Here is a 19,707-nt window from a genome sequence, read left to right as displayed (position 1 = left end):
TGAGGCAACTTCCCGAGCCTACTGATCGACGTCACCACCGCCCCTGAGCTGCGGACGCCGCCGGATGCGATAAACGGATGCCGGCGGAATATTGAGTGCTGTTCGCCTACCAGGCTCGCCTTCAGACCTAGGCGATCAAGGATTGCCCGGGGCACCGGGCAGCGCGGTCCGTAGGTGAACTGGTAGAGCGTGCCGCCCTGCTGCATGTGACGGAAGACTCCCGTCAGGATCGCGATCACCTTGCGCGACGACATCGACAAGAGCGGAAGGCCGCTGACGACGGCCGAGGCCGGCGCCACGAACGGCTCGTACTGAGCGAGTTGGCGCGCGTCCATCCAAAGCACGCGCGCTCTCGGGAAGCGCTCTTGCAAGAGGCGGACGAAGTCCGAACCATATTCGATCAGCAGCAGGTCCCGCTCCGCGACGCCGCGCCGGAGTAGCGCCCTGGTGAAGATACCGGTGCCCGGTCCCAGTTCGATCACCGGCCCGGTCCCCGGCACGATCTCCTGCGTCATCAGGCGCGCCAGTGACTGGCCCGATGGCGCGATGGCGGAGACTTGCCAGGGATTGGACAGGTACGAGCGGAAGAACTGGAAAAAGTCTGCAACTGCGGTAGCGTTCATTGCGATCCTCTGTTTCCCGCTCGCGTGGAGCAGACGGGCCTGTCCCGAAGAAGGCTGGTGCGGCTACGAAGCGATGTTGTGTTGCCGGGCCTCACCCCGAGCGGCGTTGGAGTCGGCCTCCCACGCTTCCCATGTGGCGAGACGATCGGCGTAGGCGGCGCGGGCACGCGGCAAACCTTCCGTACCGACAAAGAACCGCAACGGCGGATTCTCGGCATCGACGATCTTCAGGATCGCATCGGCCGTCGCCTCCGGTTCGCCAAAAGCAAGCTTGGCGCCGGCGGCAAACACCTCCGCCCGCGTGTTGCTGTAGGCGTTGATGACGGGCGAGATCCTGAGCGAGGCCATGCTGGCAAACCCCGTCGCATAAGCGCCAGGCTCGAGCAGCGTGACCTTCAGGCCAAAACCCTTGACCTCCTGCGCCAGACTTTCATGGAGAGCTTCGACCGCGAACTTGGACGCGTTGTAGAATCCGGTGATGGGACCGGCGACGACGCCGGCGACACTCGACACACCGATGATATGGCCGCAGCCCTGTCGCCGCAGCAGGGGAAGCGCGGCCTGGATGACGCGGAGCGTGCCGAAGAAATTCGTGTCGAACTCCGCACGGACATCGGCCTCAAGCGCTTCCTCGATCGCTCCGACCAGCGCGTACCCTGCGTTGTTGAGGACCACGTCCAGCTTTCCGAAATGCGTGTAGGCCCTGCTCACGGCGTTCTGCACCGCCTGGGCGTTGGTCACGTCGAGAGCCATCGGCAGCACGGCATCGCCGTAACGTTGCGAAAGATCAGCCACGTCAACCAGGATGCGGGCGGTGGCAGCCACCTTGTCGCCGCGCTTGAGGGCAGCCTCCGCCCAGACGCGACCAAAGCCGCGGGATGCCCCGGTGATGAACCAGACTTTGCCAGACATGCGATATCCTCGATGGATTGGGTTGGACTTACTCAGCAAGTCCTATCGGCGCCTGCCTGGATCGGCAGTGACGAGGCCCGCCAATGAAGTTGCCGCAGGCGCCAAAAGGGACGCAGCAGCCGTCAGTGAATCTTGTTGCCGTGCAGCTCGCGCCAGCGGCTCGGCGTCACGCCTTCCCAGTACCGGAAAGCGCGATAGAACGAGCTGGCATCCTGATAGCCGAGGAGGCATGCGACCTCGTCGATGTCGGCCGTCGGATCCGACAGAAGCTGCCGCCCGAGCTCCTGACGCGCTTCGACGAGGAGCTCGCGGAAGCTCGCACCTTCCTCGGTGATACGGCGCTGAAGGGTCCGCTCGCTCAAACCGAGATCGCGCGCCACGTCTGACAATTCGGGCCGCCCGCTCGCAAGGCTCCGTTTCAGGACGACCTTCACCTGCTCCTTGATGGAGCTGCGGGCTTGCAGCTCACCCAAGGCCGATGCCAGTGCCGGCGTCAGGATATCGAGCAGTTCCTGATTGTGCCCGGGAAACGGGCGATCCAGGTCGGCGGATTTCAGGACGAGGACGTTTCGTGTCGCACCATAGCGGATCGGACACTCAAAATAGTTCTGATAGACGTCACTATCGGGTCGAGAGCGCACCAACTCGACACGTTTCGGCGTCACATGCTGCCCGGTGCCGCGGCGCCCGAGTTCGACGAGAAATGCAAAGGTCACATCCGTCGAAATCGCCGGCTCCGGATCGGTCGCGTACGGCCAATCAACCGTGATCGTGCAGTCATCCTTGCTCTCTTTCAGCAGCGGTTGCTCGGGCGAGCAAAGGCGTTTGAAACGAGCGATGCGGAGCAGGCCATCACGATAGTCCCTCGCGTAGAACGCGGCCAGGCTCGACGGCGGATGAACGGCCGTGTCGGCGCTCTGGACCAGCTTGAGGCCGAGCCCGGGCTCAGGCTTCAACTCCTCCAGAGCCTTCCAGAGCGCAAAGAACTGATCCGTGGTGACCTGCCCCTGATCGTTGAGATGCAGGGTCGCAGGCAGCTTGGCTTGCCGCAACAGCGCAGCTGGCGGGACGCCGAGATGCTCGACGGCCTGCCAGAAGGCTCGGGGGACCTTGCACCTGTCTGCGGCTGCTGCACTCATCGTCGGTACCTAGCGCATCTGGCTCATGATGACGCGGTCGAACATGCGGTCACCAAACCACTCGCGAATCTTGATCATGGGCAAAGCATACTTGCCCGCGACGTAGCGCGTCCGCGGCCTGGCCGCCTTCACGGCCTTCGACACGACGCCGGCGATGACACCTGGCTTGGTGCCGCGTCCGTGACCATAGGCATCCCGCGTCGATCTCGCGACCGCTTGCGTGAGCTTGGCATATGGTCCCGTACCGGAGCGATCGAGCAGGCCTTTGGCAACCACGTCGCCGAACGCCGTCTCGATCAGGCCCGGCTCGACGACAACGACCTTGATGCCGAACGGGGCGAGTTCGAGCCGCAGACAGTCGGACCAGCCTTCCAGCGCATGCTTGGTCGCGTGGTACCACGCACCCAGCAGAGTGTAGATCTTGCCCCCCATCGAGGTGACATTGACGATGGTGCCGAAGCGCCTCTCTCGCATCTTCGGCAGCAGGAGCTGTGTCAACCGGGCGGCACCGAACAGGTTCACTTCGAACTGGTATCGCGCTTCGTCGATGCTGACGTCTTCGACGGGACCGTACAGTCCGAACCCCGCATTGTTCACGAGCACGTCCACGCCATCGACTTCGTCGATGATGGTGTCTACCGCCGCCACGATCTCGGCGTCCCTGGAAATGTCCATGCGCAAAGTCCTCGCGCCGAGCTTTGCGAGATCGCTCATTTTTTCGACGTTGCGCGCTGCCGCGTAGACCTGAAAGCCGTCCTTGATCAGGCGCTTGGCGATTTCCTTGCCCATGCCGGAAGAGGCACCGGTAACGAGCGCCGTTCTTTTCGATGTCGCGGACATACTGACCTCTCTTCGTTCAGGCCTTCATCCTGATGCCTTCATGAAACGAAGTGACTAACCAAGCACGCCAACAGACTGGCACAACACGCCATTGCAGGCGACAAAGCTTAAGTCACTGTATTTACGGTGCTTTTCAAACAAAGAGCGCGACACCAGGGCCGCGCTTCTGCAAAAGGGTTCGGGATTGGCGGAAACCGTTCACCCACGCACGCGGTGGAAAGAGCGGGTTTGCCCCATCGCGGGAAGCCCGAGATATCCTCTCAAATGCATCTTGCCGTCCTTGACGGTCGCCTTGCAATTGTAGGTGCGCCCTGACGAGGCGTCATAGATCGAGCCGCCGCTCCATTCGCCATCGGCCCAGCGCAAGCCCATGATGAAGACGATGTTCTTCAGCGAGCGCGGACGCAGGGCCGGATCAGGGTTCTTGGCGTCCTTCTTGAACGTGACATTGTCCGCCTCCACGATCTCGTTGCCGTAGAGCATACGCGCCTGGAATTCGGTGCCGGCCTTGACCATGTCGAGCTTCACGGTGCCGTCGTCCGCCTCCCATGTTCCGACGATCGCATCGGGGACCGGCGCCTCGCCGTGCGCCATCGGAATCAATCCAACGTTCATGACCGTCATCAGCAGGAAGATCGCAGATCGACGGGAAAGTGGGGACGTTTGCATGCCGTGTTCCTAGGTTTGCCGATTGAAGGAGCGATCGGGCCGATCGCTGGTCTTGCAATGTCTCTAGGTTTCGGTGGGACTTGGCAGCGGCAGAAGGCGCCAGCCGAATTGTGAGATGCGCCAATCGGTGCCGGCGCGTGGTGCCCGCTGGCTGGCATCCGTCGCCTCGTCTGCAGGTCCCTCCGGACCTCCCAACGGAATGGATGTCGTTCCGACCATACCCAGCCCATCTTTGAAGGAGTGGCACGATTTGGGACGCGCAACGATGGTTGATACCCGCGCAACCCAAGTGACATGGCTCGCCGAAGACGTGATAGAAGCGACCTGAAACAGGAGACACAGGCGACATGGTGGACGACTCGAACGTTCGGACCGGCCAGTGCCATTGCGGCGCGGTGCGTTTCGAGGTGACGCTGAGCGACGGCTTCAAGTCGATCCGCCGCTGCACCTGCTCCTACTGCCGCATGCGCGGCGCCGTGGTGGCCATGGCGGAAATGGGCGGGATCAGGTTCCTGCAAGGCGAGGATGCCCTGGCGAGCTACCGCTTTCACACCGGATCGGCGCAGCACTTCTTCTGCTCAGCTTGCGGAATCTACACGCATCATCAGCGGCGATCGGACACGTCTCTCTATGCCGTCAACGTGGCCTGCCTGGACGGCGTCAGCCCGTTCGACTTCGCTGAAGTGCCCGTCATGGACGGCGTCAATCACACCAACGACACCGGCAAGCCGACGCGCCGCGCCGGCACGCTCCGGTTCGCCCCTAGTGAATGATCTAGGCGTGTACTCATAATTCCAGCACGAGTCTGTTTCACCTCTAAAAGCAGACATCACGGCGTCGAAGACCGAGGACTGCTAGGGGCCACGAGCGGACCATCCGACCTAAATTATGAACAGAAGAAGAGCCCAGCTGTGGTGGGCTAGGCTCTCGTTCAACGATTGATGGCCGCCTCAACAGTCAACCTTACGGCGACGTCGAGTTCAGGATCATTTGATTTCCCAGGACGTGTTGTGCGGGATGTCCATCGCAAAATAATCGCCAGAGCCAGCCAGCGCAGGCATAGCTATGCACGCAAATGGTTCGCTTCCGGTGATGCCCTTATACTTGCCGGTACCGCCGGTGATGATATGCGTTCCGCAATCCATCTTCGGCTGGGTCTTGTCGAGGTCTCGAGTATCGAAGGTTGAGAAAATCTTGTCGCCGTCGCTGTCGGCGAGCACGCAAGCTCCGTCAATGTATTTTTTGTCCCCGGACGCGACGTTCAGCGCCACGCAGCGTGCTGACATCTTGTCCAGCATCTTCTCTCCCTTCATGTTTTGAGTGGTCCCGACCGCCTCTAGCGTAGTGGCCTTGCCGAGTTCGGCGGTGTCAATGCTCATCAAGGGCCGAAAAATAAAGTGCGTCACATAAGGAGTAGTCCCCTTCTTTTCAATCGGCTCTCCCGCGACAGCGGCGGGGGGAAAGGACATGAGCGCTACAGCAAAAGCCGTTGCTTTGGTGAGTCTCACCGCCGCGGTAAATGTGGGGGCTATGCGCACATTGAAGAAGTTCATGAGTGCCTCCTTAGATCAAGCGGCGGTTCAGGTCTCCGCCGTGAACTGCCGCGAGTTGAAATCGACCTGCGTATGCTTTCTCCTGCCAAATTGAGTTGCACGCCGGCGCCGAGCGTCAACGTGATCATGCTTTCATGATGCTTCGCCTTAGACTGACGAAGTATGTGGGGATGGTGGCTCCAATCATCGGTTTTGACCTCAATACAAGGCTCGACCGAACGACCTGGGATGCTAACATAATAGCATGGAACGCGGCGGACGTCAGCGTCACGCCCAAAAAAACGCAGCGCGCACTGTCAACTGTCCTGACCGAATGCGCTATGCAGAATGTAATTGTTCAGATGAAGCACGGTGCACGTGGGTTCAGCGACTCTGTCGCCACTCTTCATGCTTTGCGTCGTTCCGCTTGCAACTCAGGAGGTGAGCATTGAGTGATGTCGATTTCCGCAGCCATCAATATCCGAAATGTCCGCTCAGGGTCAAAATTGGCCCTGTCATCGCTCGAATTGGAAGCAAGTACGTCTCCAATCGGTCTGTCCAGGTTGTGTAAAAACACGGCTCTGCATCACCTCCATGCAGCGTAGGGCGACCATCGGCGTCGCCCTTGAGTCTGCTGCCGCGCCTCACGCTCGCATGGCTGCCAGCAATGGCTCGACGCCAAGGATATTCAGTTCACGCCCTGGCTGAGACCCCCTCGCCCGCTCCGTCCTGGGCGCACGGAAGAAGGTTTCGGGATCGGCTTCCTCGACGATGGCGCCGCGGTCCATGAACGCCACCCGATCAGCGATCTCGCGGCAAAGCCCATCTCATGCGTGACGCAGACCATCGTCATGCCGTCTTTCGCGAGTCCATCACGAAATCGCAGGCCGCGATATCTGGATGAGCGGTCAGCAGCTCGTCGCCGAGGGCTCCGGCATCGTCGATAGCCTCATTCGCATACCTGCTCGCTAGCCGGCCAGGAAGACCAGCCGCATTCCTGCTGCCGCTTCACGTTCCGACGCCGCCGACAAGTCGCGGGCGGCGGCTGGTGCGCGGGTTCTCAGCCACCAGGCTACGCAGCCATGCGCGGAAGCTGACCACCTCGGGACAATCCGCGGTGCCTTCGGGCGCGATCAGCCAATCCCCCAGGCCGGATCCCTCATCGATCCGGTCGCAGCGATAGCCCGGATGGCGGCCGAGACCGCGGGCGATCAGCAGGTCGACCTTGCCCTCGACCAATTCCTGCAAGCCGGCAGGCTGCAGCACCCGCAAACCGATGTCCGCATGCGTGCTGCGAAACGCCGCAAGGTCGAGACGGCGCAGGTCGAAGCTGCCATGGACGCCCAATTGCAGCAGCACCGCACCTGCCGGTTTCAATTGCGAGGTCGCATCCGCAATCCGGCGAAAACCATCCGATATCCCGGGCAGATAGGCCTGCCCGGCCGCGGTCAGGATGAGCTGCTTGTGCAGCCGTTCGAACAGCTGCACGCCGAGGCGCGCCTCCAGCGCTTTCACCTGCTGCCCGACGGCGGCGGGCGTGACGTGCAGCTCGTGCGCGGCCAGCTTGAAGCTGAGATGCCGCGCCGCGGCCTCGAAGGCGCGGAGCGCGTTGAGGGGTGGAAGGGTGTAGGTCATCGCACCGCAAGTTTGACACCGATGGGCCGCGACCTTGCAATAGATTTTCTAATGCTGGGCTGAAGAAACCATGCTTTGCGCCGTGGCGACGTCGCCGGATACGGTCGGCCCGCAATCCGGAGAAACCCCATGCCCTTAGCTCACATCGTCAGCCACAATCCCGCAACGCTCCACCCTCCCGCCGGCGGATACTGCATGGGACTTGAATTGAAGCAGCATCGACGCCTGTTGTTCATCAGCGGCCAGGTGCCCGAGAGATCCGACGGTAGCGTGCCCGAAGGTTTCGAGGCGCAATGCGAGCAGGCCTGGCGCAACGTCATCGAGGTGCTCGCCGCCGCCGGCCTTCGCGTCGAGCATCTGGTCAAGGTCACCACGTTCCTGACCGACCGGAATCAGCTCGTGACCAACCGCACCATTCGTTGCGCGATGCTCGGGGATCACCAGCCCGCGCTGACGGTCGTGGTCGCCGAGACCGTTGACAGCAAATGGCTGCTGGAGATCGAGGCGATCGCCGCGGACTGAAACCGGCTTCGCCGACTTTCCAACAAGCCAACGATGTCAGGTGTCCAATGGCCAAGACCGTCCATCCCTTTTACGAAGCGCATCGCGGTGGCATGGAGGCCGCCATGCGCCATCGCCTCGACCTTGCCGAAGCGATGCTCTGCGAGCGCGCGCATCTCTCCGATTTCGACGGGGTCAGGCAGGAGGTGATGGACGAATTCGAGATCGTGCTGACCCAGATGCCCTATGTCGGCGGCGCGGCAAGCCGCATGAGCGATTTCTTCATGCGCCTGATGGGTTTCATGGCGATCAGCCGCGTGCTTCGGCGGCATGGCGTGCCGCTGCCCGTGATCGGCGAGATCGAGCGGGAAACCTACAAGGCGCAATTGCTGACCGTGCCAGAGGCGGAACGTCTCGCCTCGGGGCATCAATTCATGTCGCAGGAAAACCGGGCCCTGATGCGCGAGCAGGCCGCGAAGAGCACGACTGAAAGCCACCAGGCGCAGTTTCCGGAAGATTTCGTCTACGATTTCGTCGAGCCGGGTCCGGGCGACGGCTTTGAATTCGGCATCAACTACAAAGCTTGCGGCTTTTGCAAATTCGCGGCGCGCCATGGCGACAAGGACATCCTGCCGAACATTTGCGGGCTCGATTTCGACGCCTATGCAACGCGCGGCATCCACCTGGAACGGACGCAAACGCTCGCGGGCGGCGCGAGCCATTGCAATTTCCGGTTCTCGCGACTGCACCGTGGAGGTTGACGTCGCGCTCCTGCGCGCCCGCCTTGCTAGTATTCGGCTTATGCGCCCGGAGCCGGGATCGCAGCGATGACAACGGCTCGCGCGGTTTTCCCATGACTTTTGAACCATCTGCCTGGTGTTAACGACCAAGAGCATGCGCGCTGGCTGCTTTGGCATTCACATCGACGGCTTTGCCGGCGGCATTTTAGGTGGGTTTGGAGCGCTAGCTAAAAAGCCAATCGGGCAGAGATCATGTTCGACGTTCTGATGAACATCCTGGTGATCCTGTCATTCGGATTTCCTGCCTTGCCGTGGTTTTTTGGTGCGCGATGGGGGCCGAGAGGCGTTTGGCTCAGTACAGGATTTGCCGTCATCATCCTATTATGTTTTTTTCCGATGTTCTTTTGGGTTGCATGTGGTGCCTGTGGGCAGGGCGCGATAGCCATCTTTGTGCTGGGGCCGATCTGGATTGCTTCGGCATTGCTGACGGTCACTTCGGCGGCGCTCGCTTACTACAAATTCGCGCGCTGATTTCCGCAAGACCGCGAAGGCGCTGGGGGTAACGATACCGCCCACGCGGGAGGCATCGCGGATATTACAGTTCTTAAGGCGCGGCCGAGGCACAATGCGTATTTGGAAAAATCGCTTCCTGAAGGTCTCATCAGTCGCCTTGGCGCTGATCCCGTGTCTGGCGTTGGCCGAAAGCAATCAAGATTGGAAATCATGCACAGCTGATGACGCTGAGGACCCAGCTATTCTGGCGTGCACTCGCCTTCTTCAATCGACCGATCTTCGTCAAGAAGACCGCGCCGTCGTCTACTATAATCGTGGGGCAGCCCATTGGCGAAAGCGCGATTTCGACGCAGCGATTGCCGACGAAACCGAGGCAATTGAAATCAATCCAAAATTGGCAAACGCCTACGCGAGACGTGGCGCTGCGTACGGAAGCAAAGGCGATATCGACCGGGCCCTCGCTGACACCGAGAAGGCCATCGAGATCGACCCCGAGAACGTGAGGGCCTACAGCAATCGCGGTTCAATCCGCGAACGAAAGAATGACGTTGTTGGCGCGATCGAGGACGCAACAAAAGCCATTGAGATGGATCCAAAATTCCATTTCGCTTACTTCGTCCGCGCACGCGCCTATTCAAAAAAGGGCGATGATGAGGGCGCCATGGCCGACGCGAGTAAAGCAATAGAGATCAGCCCGAACGGTGTGTGGGGATACCTCGCTCGTGCGGAGGTCTACCTGCACAAACGCGATTTTGACCGTGCTATCGCCGATTGCACCAGGATCATCGAGATCGATCCGAACAATATTTTTGCTGAAAAATTGCGGGCGAAAGCTTATGGCGAGCGGTCGCAATTGGATTCGCGTTGACTTCGCGACCCGGATTTGACGCTGAGGGTTTTACAAAAGCGCGCCGAGACAAAAATCGCCCTAGTGAATGATCTGGCTGAGGAACCCCCTCGCCCGCTCCGTCCTCGGCGCGCGGAAGAAGGTTTCGGGGTCGGCTTCCTCGACGATGGCGCCGCGGTCCATGAACACGACGCGATCGGCGATCTCGCGGGCAAAGCCCATCTCGTGCGTGACGCAGACCATCGTCATGCCGTCGCGCGCGAGCTCCACCATGGTGTCGAGCACCTCCTTGACCATCTCCGGGTCGAGCGCGGAGGTCGGCTCGTCGAACAGCATGATCTTCGGCTGCATGCACAGGGCGCGGGCGATGGCGACACGCTGCTGCTGGCCGCCGGAGAGCTGGCCGGGATATTTGCCCGCCTGATCGTGGATGCGTACCTTGCGCAATACGCCCATCGCGCGCTCCTGCGCTTCGGTGCGGGACAGTCCCCGCACCTTGATCGGCGCGAGCATGCAGTTCTCGACGACCGAGAGATGCGGAAACAGGTTGAAGCTCTGGAACACCATGCCGATCTCGCGTCGGACGTCGTTGATGTCGCCCATCCGGCCCGTCAGCTCGACGCCATCGACGACGATCCGCCCCTCATCGTGCTTCTCGATGCGGTTGATGCAGCGGATCAGCGTCGACTTGCCCGAGCCCGAGGGACCGCACAGCACGATCTTCTCGCCCGCCGCGACATTGAGGTTGACGTCACTCAGCGCCGTGAAATGGCCGAAGCGCTTCACCAGATTCTCCACGGTGACGATCGGCGCCGACTGGCCAGGCTCGTTCGCGGCTGCGTTCTGAAGCATTTTCCTCTCCCAGGATTGGTCGATACGCTACCGGCCCGTTCCCGCAATCGCATAGCGCTTGCGCAGGGACGCCACGCATTGCGAGGCCACCGAGCTGATCGCGAGGTAGACCACGGTGATGACCAGATACATCTCGACGAGACGGCCGTTGAGCTGCGCGAGCTTGGAGGCGGCGCCGAGCAGATCGGTGAGCGACAGGACGTAGACCAGCGAGGTGTCCTGGAACAGGATGATGGTCTGGCTCAGGATGATCGGGCTTGCCACGCGAAGCACCTGCGGCAGGATCACGCTGCGATAGGTGTCGAAGGTCGACAGCGCGAGCGCCTGGCACGCCTCGAACTGTCCCCGGTTCACAGCGCGCAATCCGACGCGGATGATCTCCGAATAATAGGCGGCCTCGAACAGGGCGAAGGTGATGAACGCCGTCCAGGTCGCGCCGATCGGAACGGGGCGGCCGCCCCCGCCGAGATGGCCGAGCACGATCGGCACCAGGAAGAAGAACCAGAACAGCACGAGGATCAGCGGGATCGAGCGCATCAGCGCGACATAGCCACGCACGACCTTCGCCATGACGGGCACTTCGAAGTGCTGCACCAGCGCCAAGCAGGTGCCGAGGATCAGGCCGACCACGAAAGCGACGGCGGTCAGCGCCAGGGAAAACAGCAGGCCCGACCAGAGATAGGGCCACGCCTGAGCGAGAATGGAGAAATCGAGGCTGTTCATTTCACGACCTCCATCGCGTCGGGCAAGGCGCCGATCTGTTGCGCGGCGTTCGCGGAAGCCGGTTCGGCCGTAGTCCCTGCGTGCCCGGTGCCCGGAATGCGCACCGCCCTGTCGATCAGCGCCATGCCCTGATAGGCAATCAGCGCCAGCGCGAGATAAACAAGCGTCGCGGCGCCGAAAGCGGTGAAGGTCTGGAACGTCGCTTCGCTGATCTGCCGGGCCTGGGCCGTCAGCTCCATCAGCCCGATCGTGAGTGCGACCGAGGTGTTCTTGTAGATGCCCATCACCTCGCTGGTGAGGCTCGGGATGATCAGGCGCAGCGCCTGCGGCACGATGACGTAGCGATAGGTCAGATATCCGGTGAGCCCGAGCGCGCTCGCCGCCTCGACCTGCCCTTTCGGCAAGGCCTCGATGCCGGCACGAACCTGTTCGGCGATCCGGGCCGCGGTGTAGAGACCGAGGCACAGCAGCGCCGGGAAGAACGATCCCCAGGGCGGCGGAATCTGCTTGATGGCGTTGCCGAACGTGACGGGGAGGATCTCCGGCAGCACGAAGTACCAGAGGAACATCTGCACGAGCACGGGAATGTTGCGGAAGATCTCCACATAGAGCCGCGCGAGCGCCGCAACGGTCCGGCTTCGCGCAGTCCGGCCGATGCCGACGACGACGCCGATGGCAAAGGCGATCCACCAGCCGAAGAAGGCCAGCGCCAGCGTCCACCCGAGTCCCGACAGCAGCCAGTCGATGTAGCGCTGGCCATCCGCCGTCTGTTCAAGAAGCACTGCGAACATGGCGTACCTCAGAGCTCAGTTTGCGAGAAACTCTCCGGCAAGGTCGCGATCAATCAACCGCGTCGCTGGGATGCGCGATCCGCTCCATGAGTTCATCGGTCAGCGGAAACGCGAGATTCTCATTCTTCGGCGGAATGGGCCGCGTGAACCATTTCGCGTAGGCCTTCTCGAACTGACCCGACGCCATCTGCTTGGACAGCACGTCGTCGACGAGCGCCTTGAAGCCGGCATCGCCCTTCGTGAACATCAGGCCATAATAGATCTTCGCGTAGCCCTCGGGGAGAAATATCAGCGCGTCCGGATTCGCAGCCGCGGCCTTGAGGCCGGCGAGAAGGATGTCGTCCTCCATGAAGGCAGCCGCACGGCCGGTGTTCAGCATCAGGAAGGATTCCGCATGGTCCTTGGCCTGAACGATGTTGAGGCCGAGCTGCTCCTTCGCGTTCACGCCTTGCGCGAAGCCGACCGCATTGGAGCCCTGGGTGACGACGATGGTCTTGCCCTTCAAATCGCGGGCGGTCTTCAGGCCGCTATCGGCCTTGGTCAGCCAGCGCGGCTGGCTGACGAAGGTCGCGACGGAGAACGAGACCTGCTCCTGCCGCTTCCTGTCGTTCGCCGTGCCGCCGCACTCGATGTCGACGGTGCCGCTCTGGATCAGCGGGATGCGGTTGGACGAATTCACCGGGACGTAATTGACCTTGAGACTGGGCAGGCCGGTCTCCGCCTTGACGCGCTCGACGATGGCGGCGCAGAGGTCGATGGAAAAGCCGATGGGCTTCTGATCCGGACCGAGATAGGAGAACGGGATCGAGGCCTCGCGGTGGCCGATGGTGATGGCGCCGCTGGACTTGATCCGGGCGAGCGTCGGACTGTCGGCCGCGGCGACAGGCCCGCTGCCGATGATGGCGAGGCCGGACAGAAGGCTCAAGACACGCGCAAAGTTCGTCATGTACGTCTCCTTGGTGGCAGCCTAGGCGGCCCTCGATGATGGCTTCACGCCGCGCCGCCGGATGATCTCGATCAGGCGGTCGACGTCCGCGAAGGTATTGAACATTCCGAACGACACGCGAATGCCGTCCCGCTCCGGCGACACGCGGATCCCGTTCTCCTCGAAATGGCCGAGCCATTCGGCAGCCGGCAGTGCGATGACGTAGATGTGCGGCGCGCGATGCTGCCGGTCGCGCGGACCGACGAGGTCAACACCCAGCGTATCCAGCCCGGCGATGAGATGATCGCCGAGATCGAAGCAATGGTTCTGGATGTTCGGAACGCCGAGCGCCTCGATCATGTCGAGCGAGGCAGAGAGCGCATGGATCGCCGGAAGATTGAAATTGCCAAGCTCGAAGCGGCGCGCGCTCGGGGCCGGATCGAGCTTGTCGGGATCGGCGATGAGATCGGCCGGAATCTCCGCAAGGCTCGCGGCCGCAAGATAGGCCGGCTCGAGCTCGGCCCTCGACTTGTCCCAATAGAGCAGGCCCAGCCCCTGCGGCACCAGCAGCCCCTTGTGACTGCCCGACCCGATGAAGGTCGCGCGCATCGCCTTGGCGTCGATCGGCACGACGCCGATCGCCTGCATCACGTCGACGACGAAATAGAGATTGTTCTGCTGGCACAGCGCGCCGATGCTCTCGACGTCGAACCGGTGACCGGCATGGAAGGTCACCTGCGACATCGAGATCGCTTTTGTGCTCGCGTCGATGTAGGGGCGAATGCTCTCGGCGTTGACGATCTCGGTCATCGGCACGAACTCGACCGCCACGCCCTTGCGACGCAGATTGAGGAACGCGTAGGCATTGTTCGGATGATCGCCGTGGATCATCAAAACCTTGTCGCCGGCGCGCAGCGGCAGCGCATTCGCGGCGATGTTCATGCTCTCGGAGGTGTTCTTGGTGAAGGCGATCTCGTCGGCGGATGCGCCGAGGAGCCGCGCCACTCTTGCACGGGTCTGCTCGATGCGGTCGAGCCAGACACTCTTGGGGCCGGCGGTTTCCAGGCCTTCGCTCAGGAAACGATCGATCGCCGCCTTGACGGGACGCGCGAGCGGCGTCTGGAAGCCGGAGTCGAGATAGGTGATCCGCTCGGCAGCCGGAAACTCCTTCCGCACGGCATCAACGTCGTAGTGGGACATCCCGATCTCCTGCCGATCTCCTGAGCGTGTCCGCAGCGGTTCGCACTGCACAAATCCTGTTCACCGCCCGGCAGAGCCAACGATATGGGCAGATCACCAAGCCAGCTACGATAATTTTCATATTTTAGTAGTTTTTATTCCGAAAAATGATAATTTCGTAATCAGATTGCGGAGAACGCCCAATGCCGGAAGCCAGCCCTGACGGACCGCTCGACCGTGCTTTCGCGATCGTCGGTTACGTCGCCGGCCAGACCAGAGCGGCCTCGGTGGCGGAAGTCGCCAGTGCGCTGTCCCTGCCCTTGCCGACCGCACACCGGCTGATCGGGAATCTGGAGCAGCGCGGGCTGCTTCAGAAGGCGCTGGGAACGAAGCGCTATGTGGTCGGCAATCAGCTGGTCACGCTGTCGGCTCGGGTGATCGGCGCGGCTTTCCGGACCGCGCGCCGCCACGCCGTGCTCCGCGCTGTCGCTGCCGAGATCGGCGAGCAATGCGAGATCGGCATCGTGCGTGACAATGCCGTGTCCTACGTCGACAGCGTCCGCGTGTCGCAACCTCAGGGACTGCAATTCAATCCGGGAGAAGCAGCCCCGCTCCACTGCACCTCGACCGGCAAGATCTACATGAGCCGCCTGACGGAACGTGCGCGCGAGAAGCTGTGCCGCGCCCTCGCCCTGACCGGATATACCGAAACGACGATCGTGGACGTCGAGAGCCTGATGACGGTGCTCGAGGAGACCCGCAAGCGCGGCTGGGCCAAGACCAACGAGGAATATGTGAGAGGTGTGGTCGGCTGCGCCGTTCCCATCCTGTCGCCCGATCGCGAATTGATCGCGTGCCTGGGTGTCTCCGTTCCCGTCGCACGGGTGAGCTTCACCGAACTGGACCGGTTCATTGCTCCGCTCCAGAAGGCCGCGGCACTGCTGTCGGACACCATCCTCCACGCCGACGATGATGCAGGAAGCGATGCATCCGAGGCGTTCTGAACTCGTCCTAAGGCGGGTCATCGACATCCAGAGCGCGACTTACGATGATCCCGATGCCGTTCCTGCAACGATGCACATCCAGGTCGCCGAGCGCCTTCACTGGATGGAGCGCGCGCATGAGCTGCCGACGTTCGACCGCTATCCTCCGCAGCCGTAGCGGCGAGAGATGGGAGCGGAATTGGCCGGGGTCGCGATCCGCAAACTGCCCGGATCGCTTGTGCGCCAAACGGGAGCATGATAGCGATGGGCTTCGGGTCACACACAACCGCCCGACTAGCTTTCGAGCCAAGCGTTGTTTCGCTCCATTGCGGAGGTGAAACATGTCTTGCAGCAGCGCCACCGGTCTTGCCGATACATCCGGCGCAGCCTTCGGCCCCTCTCCAAATCTTGGGTGGTTCTGGAAATTTCCGCTCGCGATTTTGGACGGAATAGAACGGCGTCGCCAATACAACGAGCTTCTCGAACTCGACGACCGGATGCTCGCAGACATTGGTGTATCGAGACCGATCGTTGCCGAAGCCCGAGATTCTTCCTTCTTTGGTTCGCGCTACAGTCGGTGATTGGTCATTGTTCTGTCGATCAGGCGCCGCACCCGGCCGTGCGGGGGCGGCGCCTGCTTGTCTCCGGCATCAGACGGCCCGCCAAGCTCGCGGCAACGGCTGCGGACGAGTCCATCCGATAGCTTGACGGGGCCGCTCCTCAGAACTCCAGCTTGTCACGTATGGCCTCGATCCCGGCTCTCGCGCACGCTTCGTCCGCGTCACCGCCCGGAGCTCCGGACACGCCGACCGCTCCGACCAGCGAGCCGGCTGCTTCGACGATCAGCCCTCCTCCGATGATGACCGCCCCGGGAAGATTGCGAATGCCCGACTGCATCATGCCCGGCTGGCTGATCGCATTCAGCTCGGTCGTGCTGGTCTTGAACGAGGCGGCCGTCCACGCCTTGCCGGATGCCGTCGATGGCGTATGGGAGCCCGCAAAGCGATCGCGCAGCATCACTTGCGTGACGCCGAAGCGATCGACGACAGCGACGGCAACCTGGTAGCCACGGGTGCGGCAGCTGCCCAGCGCGGCGCGCGCAAGATCGAGCGCCAGCTCCGGACTAAGCGATTTGGTGGCGACCAGGGCGTCTTCCGCCCGGAGTGGACAGATGGACGCAATCAGCAGGGCCGTCGCGACCGACAGACGTCGAACATTCATGGTTATCTCCGGCAAGGTGGACAAACGCCTATTTGATCTCACCATATGCCAGATCGTCGAACAGGGTCACGCTATCCGCCTTGGTCCACAGGCCGATCATGCCCGCGTTCGCAAGCGTGCCGTCCTCCACCTCGAATAGCGGCTGTCCGTCGTAGGTCACCTTGAACCGACTTCCTGCGAAATCGCAACGCAACGCATGCCATTGCCCGGACGGCACCGGCGTGCTGACGCCATAGCCGCCCTTGCGACCAACGATCCCCAGCGACGTTCGAATGCCCTTGATCGTCTTGTAGAGCACGACATTGTCCTCCAGCGCGTTCGCCCTGACGACGTAATAATTGTCGGCATCCTTTGCGCGCCAGATGAGTCCCGCGGCGCGATCTTCCGACCCGGTGACCGCCTTGAATTTGACCTCGACGAAGCCGTCGCGGATGGCGGTATCGCTTTTGATCGCCACCGGAAAGGTCGCTCGTCCGGATTGCTTGAGAACGTTCGGCTTGCTTGGCGCCGTGGGCTCCGCCTCGACGGTCCATTTCGGCTGTCCCTTGCCGGTCATCGTTAGAGTCCACCCTTTGGGCGGCTTTCCGGCAGGAGCGTCGTCAAAATTCAGGGTCTCGGCCACGGCGTTTCCTCCCACTAGCAAAGTCAGCGCGGCGAGTGCCGCGATGCATGGTGGTCCGGCATGGTTCTTCATGCACGCGGCACGCTGCCGGCTCCGCTCTTCGGGTCGAACGGCATCGGCCTGGCTTCGTAAGACATCACGCGGCTCCTTGCTCAATCCTGGCTTCAGCTCTTCGTGCTGGCCGTCTTGTCGAGCGCGGCACGCACGCCGTTCGCGAGCTTGACCGCGTCATCGTTTGCCCAGAAGTGCATGAAGAACAGGCGCGGCTGTTCGTCCAGCATGTGGCTGTGCAGGGCCGTCACGGCGATGCCGTGCGACCGCAACGCCTTGATCACGGGATTCACCTCGTCGCCGGTGAGCACGAAGTCGCCGGTGATGGCCGCCTTGCCGCCGCCGGTCGGCTGGAAGTTGATGGCGGTCGCAACGCCCAGCGGCCCGACCGGGCTCAGCTGCATTCCCTGCTCGGTCACCGGATCGCGGCGGGGCACGTTGAACTGGTAGACGCTGCCGTTGGCCTGCCCCTTGACGCCGATGATCTGGTCGAGCTGCGCGGTGTCGAGATCGACGGCAGGCGGAGCGGCCGTCGACGCCGGCGCCGACGGCGGCGTCCTGCTTTCGGCCAGCGCCTCCTTGATGGCGGTCGCGATCCCAACGGGATCGCCGTGGCCGGCCACGTGCATGTAGAACGTCGCCGGGCTCGCGCCGAGCAGATGGTTGTGCACGGCGGTGATCTCCAGGCCGCTCGCGATCATCTTCAGCATGACCGGGTTGATCTCGGATTCGAGCAGCACCAGGTCGCCCATCGCCATGATGCCGCCATGCGCGGGCTTGAATGCAACCCAGCCGCCGAGTGCCAGCGCGGGCTTGATCGTGACGCCGTCGAGCGTCACCGTGAGATCGGTGCGCGGAAAGCCGTAACGATGCACGTCGCCGGTGACGACCGGTTTTCGGCCCAGCGCCTCGTCGACCTTCTGCCAGTCGACATCCTGCGCGCGAACGGCCGCAAAGAGAAAGACGCCAATCAGCGCCGAGCAAGCACCGACGCGCAACAAGGCGCCGAGGGGCCGGGACAGTTTGGATGGCAAGGTTTCAAATGACATGCGGCGTCCTCTGTGAACAGGACGCGATTCTTGGGCATGTCGCCTCACGGGGAGATCGCACGTCCCCGATGCGCGAAGTAGAAGCCCGCACAGCCCAGCTGTCAACTTGCGCATAGGCGAAGCTCCTCACGAAGAGTTTCGCCCTTTGGATGGAACCGCGACATCACGCTTGAAACCCGAAGATCATCTCACGTAAGGTGGTCCGCACGGGGACGAAGCAGACTCCCCTTGAGACCCCGGTCCAAGCTCTGCGCAGCACGCAATTCGTGGAGCTTGCGCATGGACACCGAACGACACTCCTCTTCCCGCAATATCCTGGCCATCCTCTCGCGCGGAGACGCTGTCGCGCGCCGGGATGCAACGCCGCAAAACAGCCGCTTCGTCCGCGTTTTCGACGCGCTCGCCGCGCTCGGCATCGACGCGCGCCCCGTGATCTACGACGAAAGCTTTGCCGACGCAGCCCGCGATCAACTGCTCGCGGCCGACGGCGTGCTCGTCTGGGTCGATCCGATCCACCAGGGCAAGACCCGCGCCGATCTCGACGTCCTGCTTCGAGACGTCGCGGCGCACGGACCGTGGGTGAGCGCGCACCCGGACGTCATCCTGAAGATGGGCGTCAAGGAGGTGCTCTACCGAACGCGTCATCTGGGCTGGGGCGCGGACACGCATCGCTATGACACCGCGGCCGCGTTCCGCGCCGAATTTCCCTCGCGCCTTCGGGCGAGCGGCCCGCGCGTGCTCAAGCAAAATCGCGGCAATGGCGGCCAAGGCGTCTGGAAGGTCGAAGCGCTTCCGAACGCGAACGAGATGGTGCGTGTGCTCCATGCCCAACGCGGGAGCCAGCCCGAGGACATCAGATTCGACGATCTGCTGTCGCGCTGCAAGCCGTATTTCGGCTGGGGCGGCTGCATCATCGATCAGGCGTTTCAACCTCGCCTGCCCGACGGAATGATCCGCTGCTACATGAGCGGATCAAAGGTCGCGGGCTTTGGGCACCAGAAGATCAAGGCCTTGATCGCGCCGCCGCCGGAAGGCCCCGATGCGCCCGAGGCGCAGCCGGGACCGCGGATCATGCACGGGCCTGATGCCCCGTCATTCCAGGCGCTGCGAAGGTCGATGGAGGACGAATGGACCCCGCAGATGATGAAGACGCTGGGCATCGATGAAGCGTCGCTGCCCGTGATCTGGGATGCGGATTTCCTGTACGGGCCGCGCAATGCGGCCGGCGCGGACACGTATGTGCTGTGCGAGATCAACGCGAGCTCCTGCTTTGCGATCCCCGAGGAGGCGCCGGCAGCGATCGCGCGAACGGTCAAGCACCGCCTGCTGCAGACCCAAGGCGTACGCCCCGGCTGACAGA

At 62.4% G+C, this 19,707-nt stretch carries 23 protein-coding genes and 2 pseudogenes; 9 read left to right on the top strand and 16 right to left on the bottom strand.

Annotated elements, in window-relative coordinates; translation table 11 throughout:
* Window positions 1-18: 18 nt before the first annotated feature.
* From RAD15_RS31215 to RAD15_RS31195, 5 genes and pseudogenes are all read right to left on the bottom strand, one after another.
* A pseudogene (locus RAD15_RS31215) lies at window positions 19-623 on the bottom strand (class I SAM-dependent methyltransferase).
* Between the two features lie 63 nt (window positions 624-686).
* Window positions 687-1,535: an SDR family NAD(P)-dependent oxidoreductase gene (locus RAD15_RS31210; RefSeq protein WP_458182182.1), complete on the bottom strand. Its 849-nt coding sequence runs from the start codon at window positions 1,533-1,535 to the stop codon at window positions 687-689.
* Between the two features lie 122 nt (window positions 1,536-1,657).
* Window positions 1,658-2,674 (bottom strand): AraC family transcriptional regulator ligand-binding domain-containing protein, encoded by a 1,017-nt coding sequence (locus RAD15_RS31205; RefSeq protein ID WP_458182181.1) that lies wholly within the window; start codon window positions 2,672-2,674, stop codon window positions 1,658-1,660.
* 9 nt (window positions 2,675-2,683) lie between these two features.
* The gene (locus RAD15_RS31200; protein WP_458182180.1) at window positions 2,684-3,514 is read right to left on the bottom strand and encodes an oxidoreductase; all 831 of its coding nucleotides are present in this window, start codon (window positions 3,512-3,514) and stop codon (window positions 2,684-2,686) included.
* A 198-nt stretch (window positions 3,515-3,712) separates the two neighbouring features.
* Entirely contained in the window at window positions 3,713-4,183 is a 471-nt protein-coding gene (locus tag RAD15_RS31195) for a DUF2147 domain-containing protein (protein ID WP_458182178.1), read from the bottom strand.
* A gap of 347 nt (window positions 4,184-4,530) precedes the next feature.
* On the opposite strand from RAD15_RS31195, the gene RAD15_RS31190 reads away from it, so the two are divergent.
* Window positions 4,531-4,956 (top strand): GFA family protein, encoded by a 426-nt coding sequence (locus tag RAD15_RS31190; RefSeq protein WP_458182177.1) that lies wholly within the window; start codon window positions 4,531-4,533, stop codon window positions 4,954-4,956.
* Window positions 4,957-5,169: 213 nt separating this feature from the next.
* On the opposite strand, the gene RAD15_RS31185 is transcribed toward RAD15_RS31190, so the two are convergent.
* From RAD15_RS31185 to RAD15_RS31175, 3 genes and pseudogenes are all read right to left on the bottom strand, one after another.
* Entirely contained in the window at window positions 5,170-5,736 is a 567-nt protein-coding gene (locus tag RAD15_RS31185) for a hypothetical protein (RefSeq protein ID WP_458182176.1), read from the bottom strand.
* A 623-nt stretch (window positions 5,737-6,359) separates the two neighbouring features.
* A pseudogene (locus RAD15_RS31180) lies at window positions 6,360-6,586 on the bottom strand (hypothetical protein); the annotation flags it as partial.
* Between the two features lie 137 nt (window positions 6,587-6,723).
* Entirely contained in the window at window positions 6,724-7,350 is a 627-nt protein-coding gene (locus RAD15_RS31175; protein WP_458182175.1) for a LysR family transcriptional regulator, read from the bottom strand.
* A 129-nt stretch (window positions 7,351-7,479) separates the two neighbouring features.
* Between RAD15_RS31175 and RAD15_RS31170 the strand changes: the two genes are divergently transcribed.
* The 4 genes from RAD15_RS31170 to RAD15_RS31155 all read left to right on the top strand — a co-directional run bounded on the left by RAD15_RS31170 (window position 7,480) and on the right by RAD15_RS31155 (window position 9,972).
* Window positions 7,480-7,872 carry a RidA family protein gene (locus RAD15_RS31170; RefSeq protein ID WP_458182174.1) on the top strand — a complete coding sequence of 131 codons (393 nt, stop codon included), beginning with the start codon at window positions 7,480-7,482 and terminating at the stop codon, window positions 7,870-7,872.
* A gap of 47 nt (window positions 7,873-7,919) precedes the next feature.
* Window positions 7,920-8,612, top strand: coding sequence for an L-2-amino-thiazoline-4-carboxylic acid hydrolase (locus RAD15_RS31165; protein ID WP_458182172.1), 693 nt, complete (start codon window positions 7,920-7,922; stop codon window positions 8,610-8,612).
* Window positions 8,613-8,843: 231 nt separating this feature from the next.
* Window positions 8,844-9,122 carry a hypothetical protein gene (locus RAD15_RS31160; RefSeq protein ID WP_458182171.1) on the top strand — a complete coding sequence of 93 codons (279 nt, stop codon included), beginning with the start codon at window positions 8,844-8,846 and terminating at the stop codon, window positions 9,120-9,122.
* 94 nt (window positions 9,123-9,216) lie between these two features.
* Window positions 9,217-9,972 carry a tetratricopeptide repeat protein gene (locus RAD15_RS31155; protein WP_458182169.1) on the top strand — a complete coding sequence of 252 codons (756 nt, stop codon included), beginning with the start codon at window positions 9,217-9,219 and terminating at the stop codon, window positions 9,970-9,972.
* 60 nt (window positions 9,973-10,032) lie between these two features.
* Here RAD15_RS31155 and RAD15_RS31150 read toward each other — a convergent pair whose 3' ends face one another.
* The 5 genes from RAD15_RS31150 to RAD15_RS31130 are packed head-to-tail and all read right to left on the bottom strand — an operon-like array spanning window position 10,033 to window position 14,442.
* Window positions 10,033-10,803: an amino acid ABC transporter ATP-binding protein gene (locus RAD15_RS31150; RefSeq protein ID WP_458182168.1), complete on the bottom strand. Its 771-nt coding sequence runs from the start codon at window positions 10,801-10,803 to the stop codon at window positions 10,033-10,035.
* Between the two features lie 27 nt (window positions 10,804-10,830).
* Window positions 10,831-11,526, bottom strand: a complete 696-nt coding sequence (locus tag RAD15_RS31145; protein ID WP_458182167.1) for an amino acid ABC transporter permease — start codon at window positions 11,524-11,526, stop codon at window positions 10,831-10,833.
* The gene (locus RAD15_RS31140; protein WP_458182166.1) at window positions 11,523-12,317 is read right to left on the bottom strand and encodes an amino acid ABC transporter permease; all 795 of its coding nucleotides are present in this window, start codon (window positions 12,315-12,317) and stop codon (window positions 11,523-11,525) included. The genes RAD15_RS31145 and RAD15_RS31140 overlap by 4 nt, the downstream gene beginning before the upstream one ends.
* 49 nt (window positions 12,318-12,366) lie before the next feature.
* Complete coding sequence (locus RAD15_RS31135) at window positions 12,367-13,263, bottom strand: amino acid ABC transporter substrate-binding protein (protein ID WP_458182165.1); 897 nt, start codon at window positions 13,261-13,263, stop codon at window positions 12,367-12,369.
* Between the two features lie 21 nt (window positions 13,264-13,284).
* On the bottom strand, window positions 13,285-14,442 hold the full coding sequence (locus tag RAD15_RS31130; protein WP_458182164.1) for an aminotransferase class V-fold PLP-dependent enzyme: 1,158 nt from the start codon (window positions 14,440-14,442) through the stop codon (window positions 13,285-13,287).
* A gap of 182 nt (window positions 14,443-14,624) precedes the next feature.
* Here RAD15_RS31130 and RAD15_RS31125 point away from each other — a divergent pair, with 182 nt between their 5' ends.
* From RAD15_RS31125 to RAD15_RS31115, 3 genes are all read left to right on the top strand, one after another.
* Complete coding sequence (locus RAD15_RS31125) at window positions 14,625-15,425, top strand: IclR family transcriptional regulator (RefSeq protein ID WP_458182163.1); 801 nt, start codon at window positions 14,625-14,627, stop codon at window positions 15,423-15,425.
* Window positions 15,406-15,582, top strand: a complete 177-nt coding sequence (locus tag RAD15_RS31120) for a hypothetical protein (RefSeq protein WP_458182162.1) — start codon at window positions 15,406-15,408, stop codon at window positions 15,580-15,582. The genes RAD15_RS31125 and RAD15_RS31120 overlap by 20 nt, the downstream gene beginning before the upstream one ends.
* A gap of 163 nt (window positions 15,583-15,745) precedes the next feature.
* A complete protein-coding gene (locus RAD15_RS31115; RefSeq protein ID WP_458182160.1) occupies window positions 15,746-15,985 on the top strand; it encodes a DUF1127 domain-containing protein in 240 nt (79 codons plus the stop codon).
* A 139-nt stretch (window positions 15,986-16,124) separates the two neighbouring features.
* Here RAD15_RS31115 and RAD15_RS31110 read toward each other — a convergent pair whose 3' ends face one another.
* The 3 genes from RAD15_RS31110 to RAD15_RS31100 are packed head-to-tail and all read right to left on the bottom strand — an operon-like array spanning window position 16,125 to window position 18,347.
* Window positions 16,125-16,625, bottom strand: a complete 501-nt coding sequence (locus tag RAD15_RS31110) for a GlcG/HbpS family heme-binding protein (protein WP_458182159.1) — start codon at window positions 16,623-16,625, stop codon at window positions 16,125-16,127.
* Between the two features lie 28 nt (window positions 16,626-16,653).
* Window positions 16,654-17,403 carry a hypothetical protein gene (locus tag RAD15_RS31105; protein ID WP_458182157.1) on the bottom strand — a complete coding sequence of 250 codons (750 nt, stop codon included), beginning with the start codon at window positions 17,401-17,403 and terminating at the stop codon, window positions 16,654-16,656.
* A gap of 8 nt (window positions 17,404-17,411) precedes the next feature.
* The gene (locus tag RAD15_RS31100) at window positions 17,412-18,347 is read right to left on the bottom strand and encodes a DUF1259 domain-containing protein (protein ID WP_458182155.1); all 936 of its coding nucleotides are present in this window, start codon (window positions 18,345-18,347) and stop codon (window positions 17,412-17,414) included.
* A gap of 279 nt (window positions 18,348-18,626) precedes the next feature.
* On the opposite strand from RAD15_RS31100, the gene RAD15_RS31095 reads away from it, so the two are divergent.
* Window positions 18,627-19,703, top strand: a complete 1,077-nt coding sequence (locus RAD15_RS31095) for a Cj0069 family protein (RefSeq protein ID WP_458182154.1) — start codon at window positions 18,627-18,629, stop codon at window positions 19,701-19,703.
* Window positions 19,704-19,707: the final 4 nt, after the last annotated feature.

This window comes from Bradyrhizobium sp. 14AA, assembly GCF_054185205.1.
This window is presented reverse-complemented; position numbering and strand designations above follow the sequence as displayed.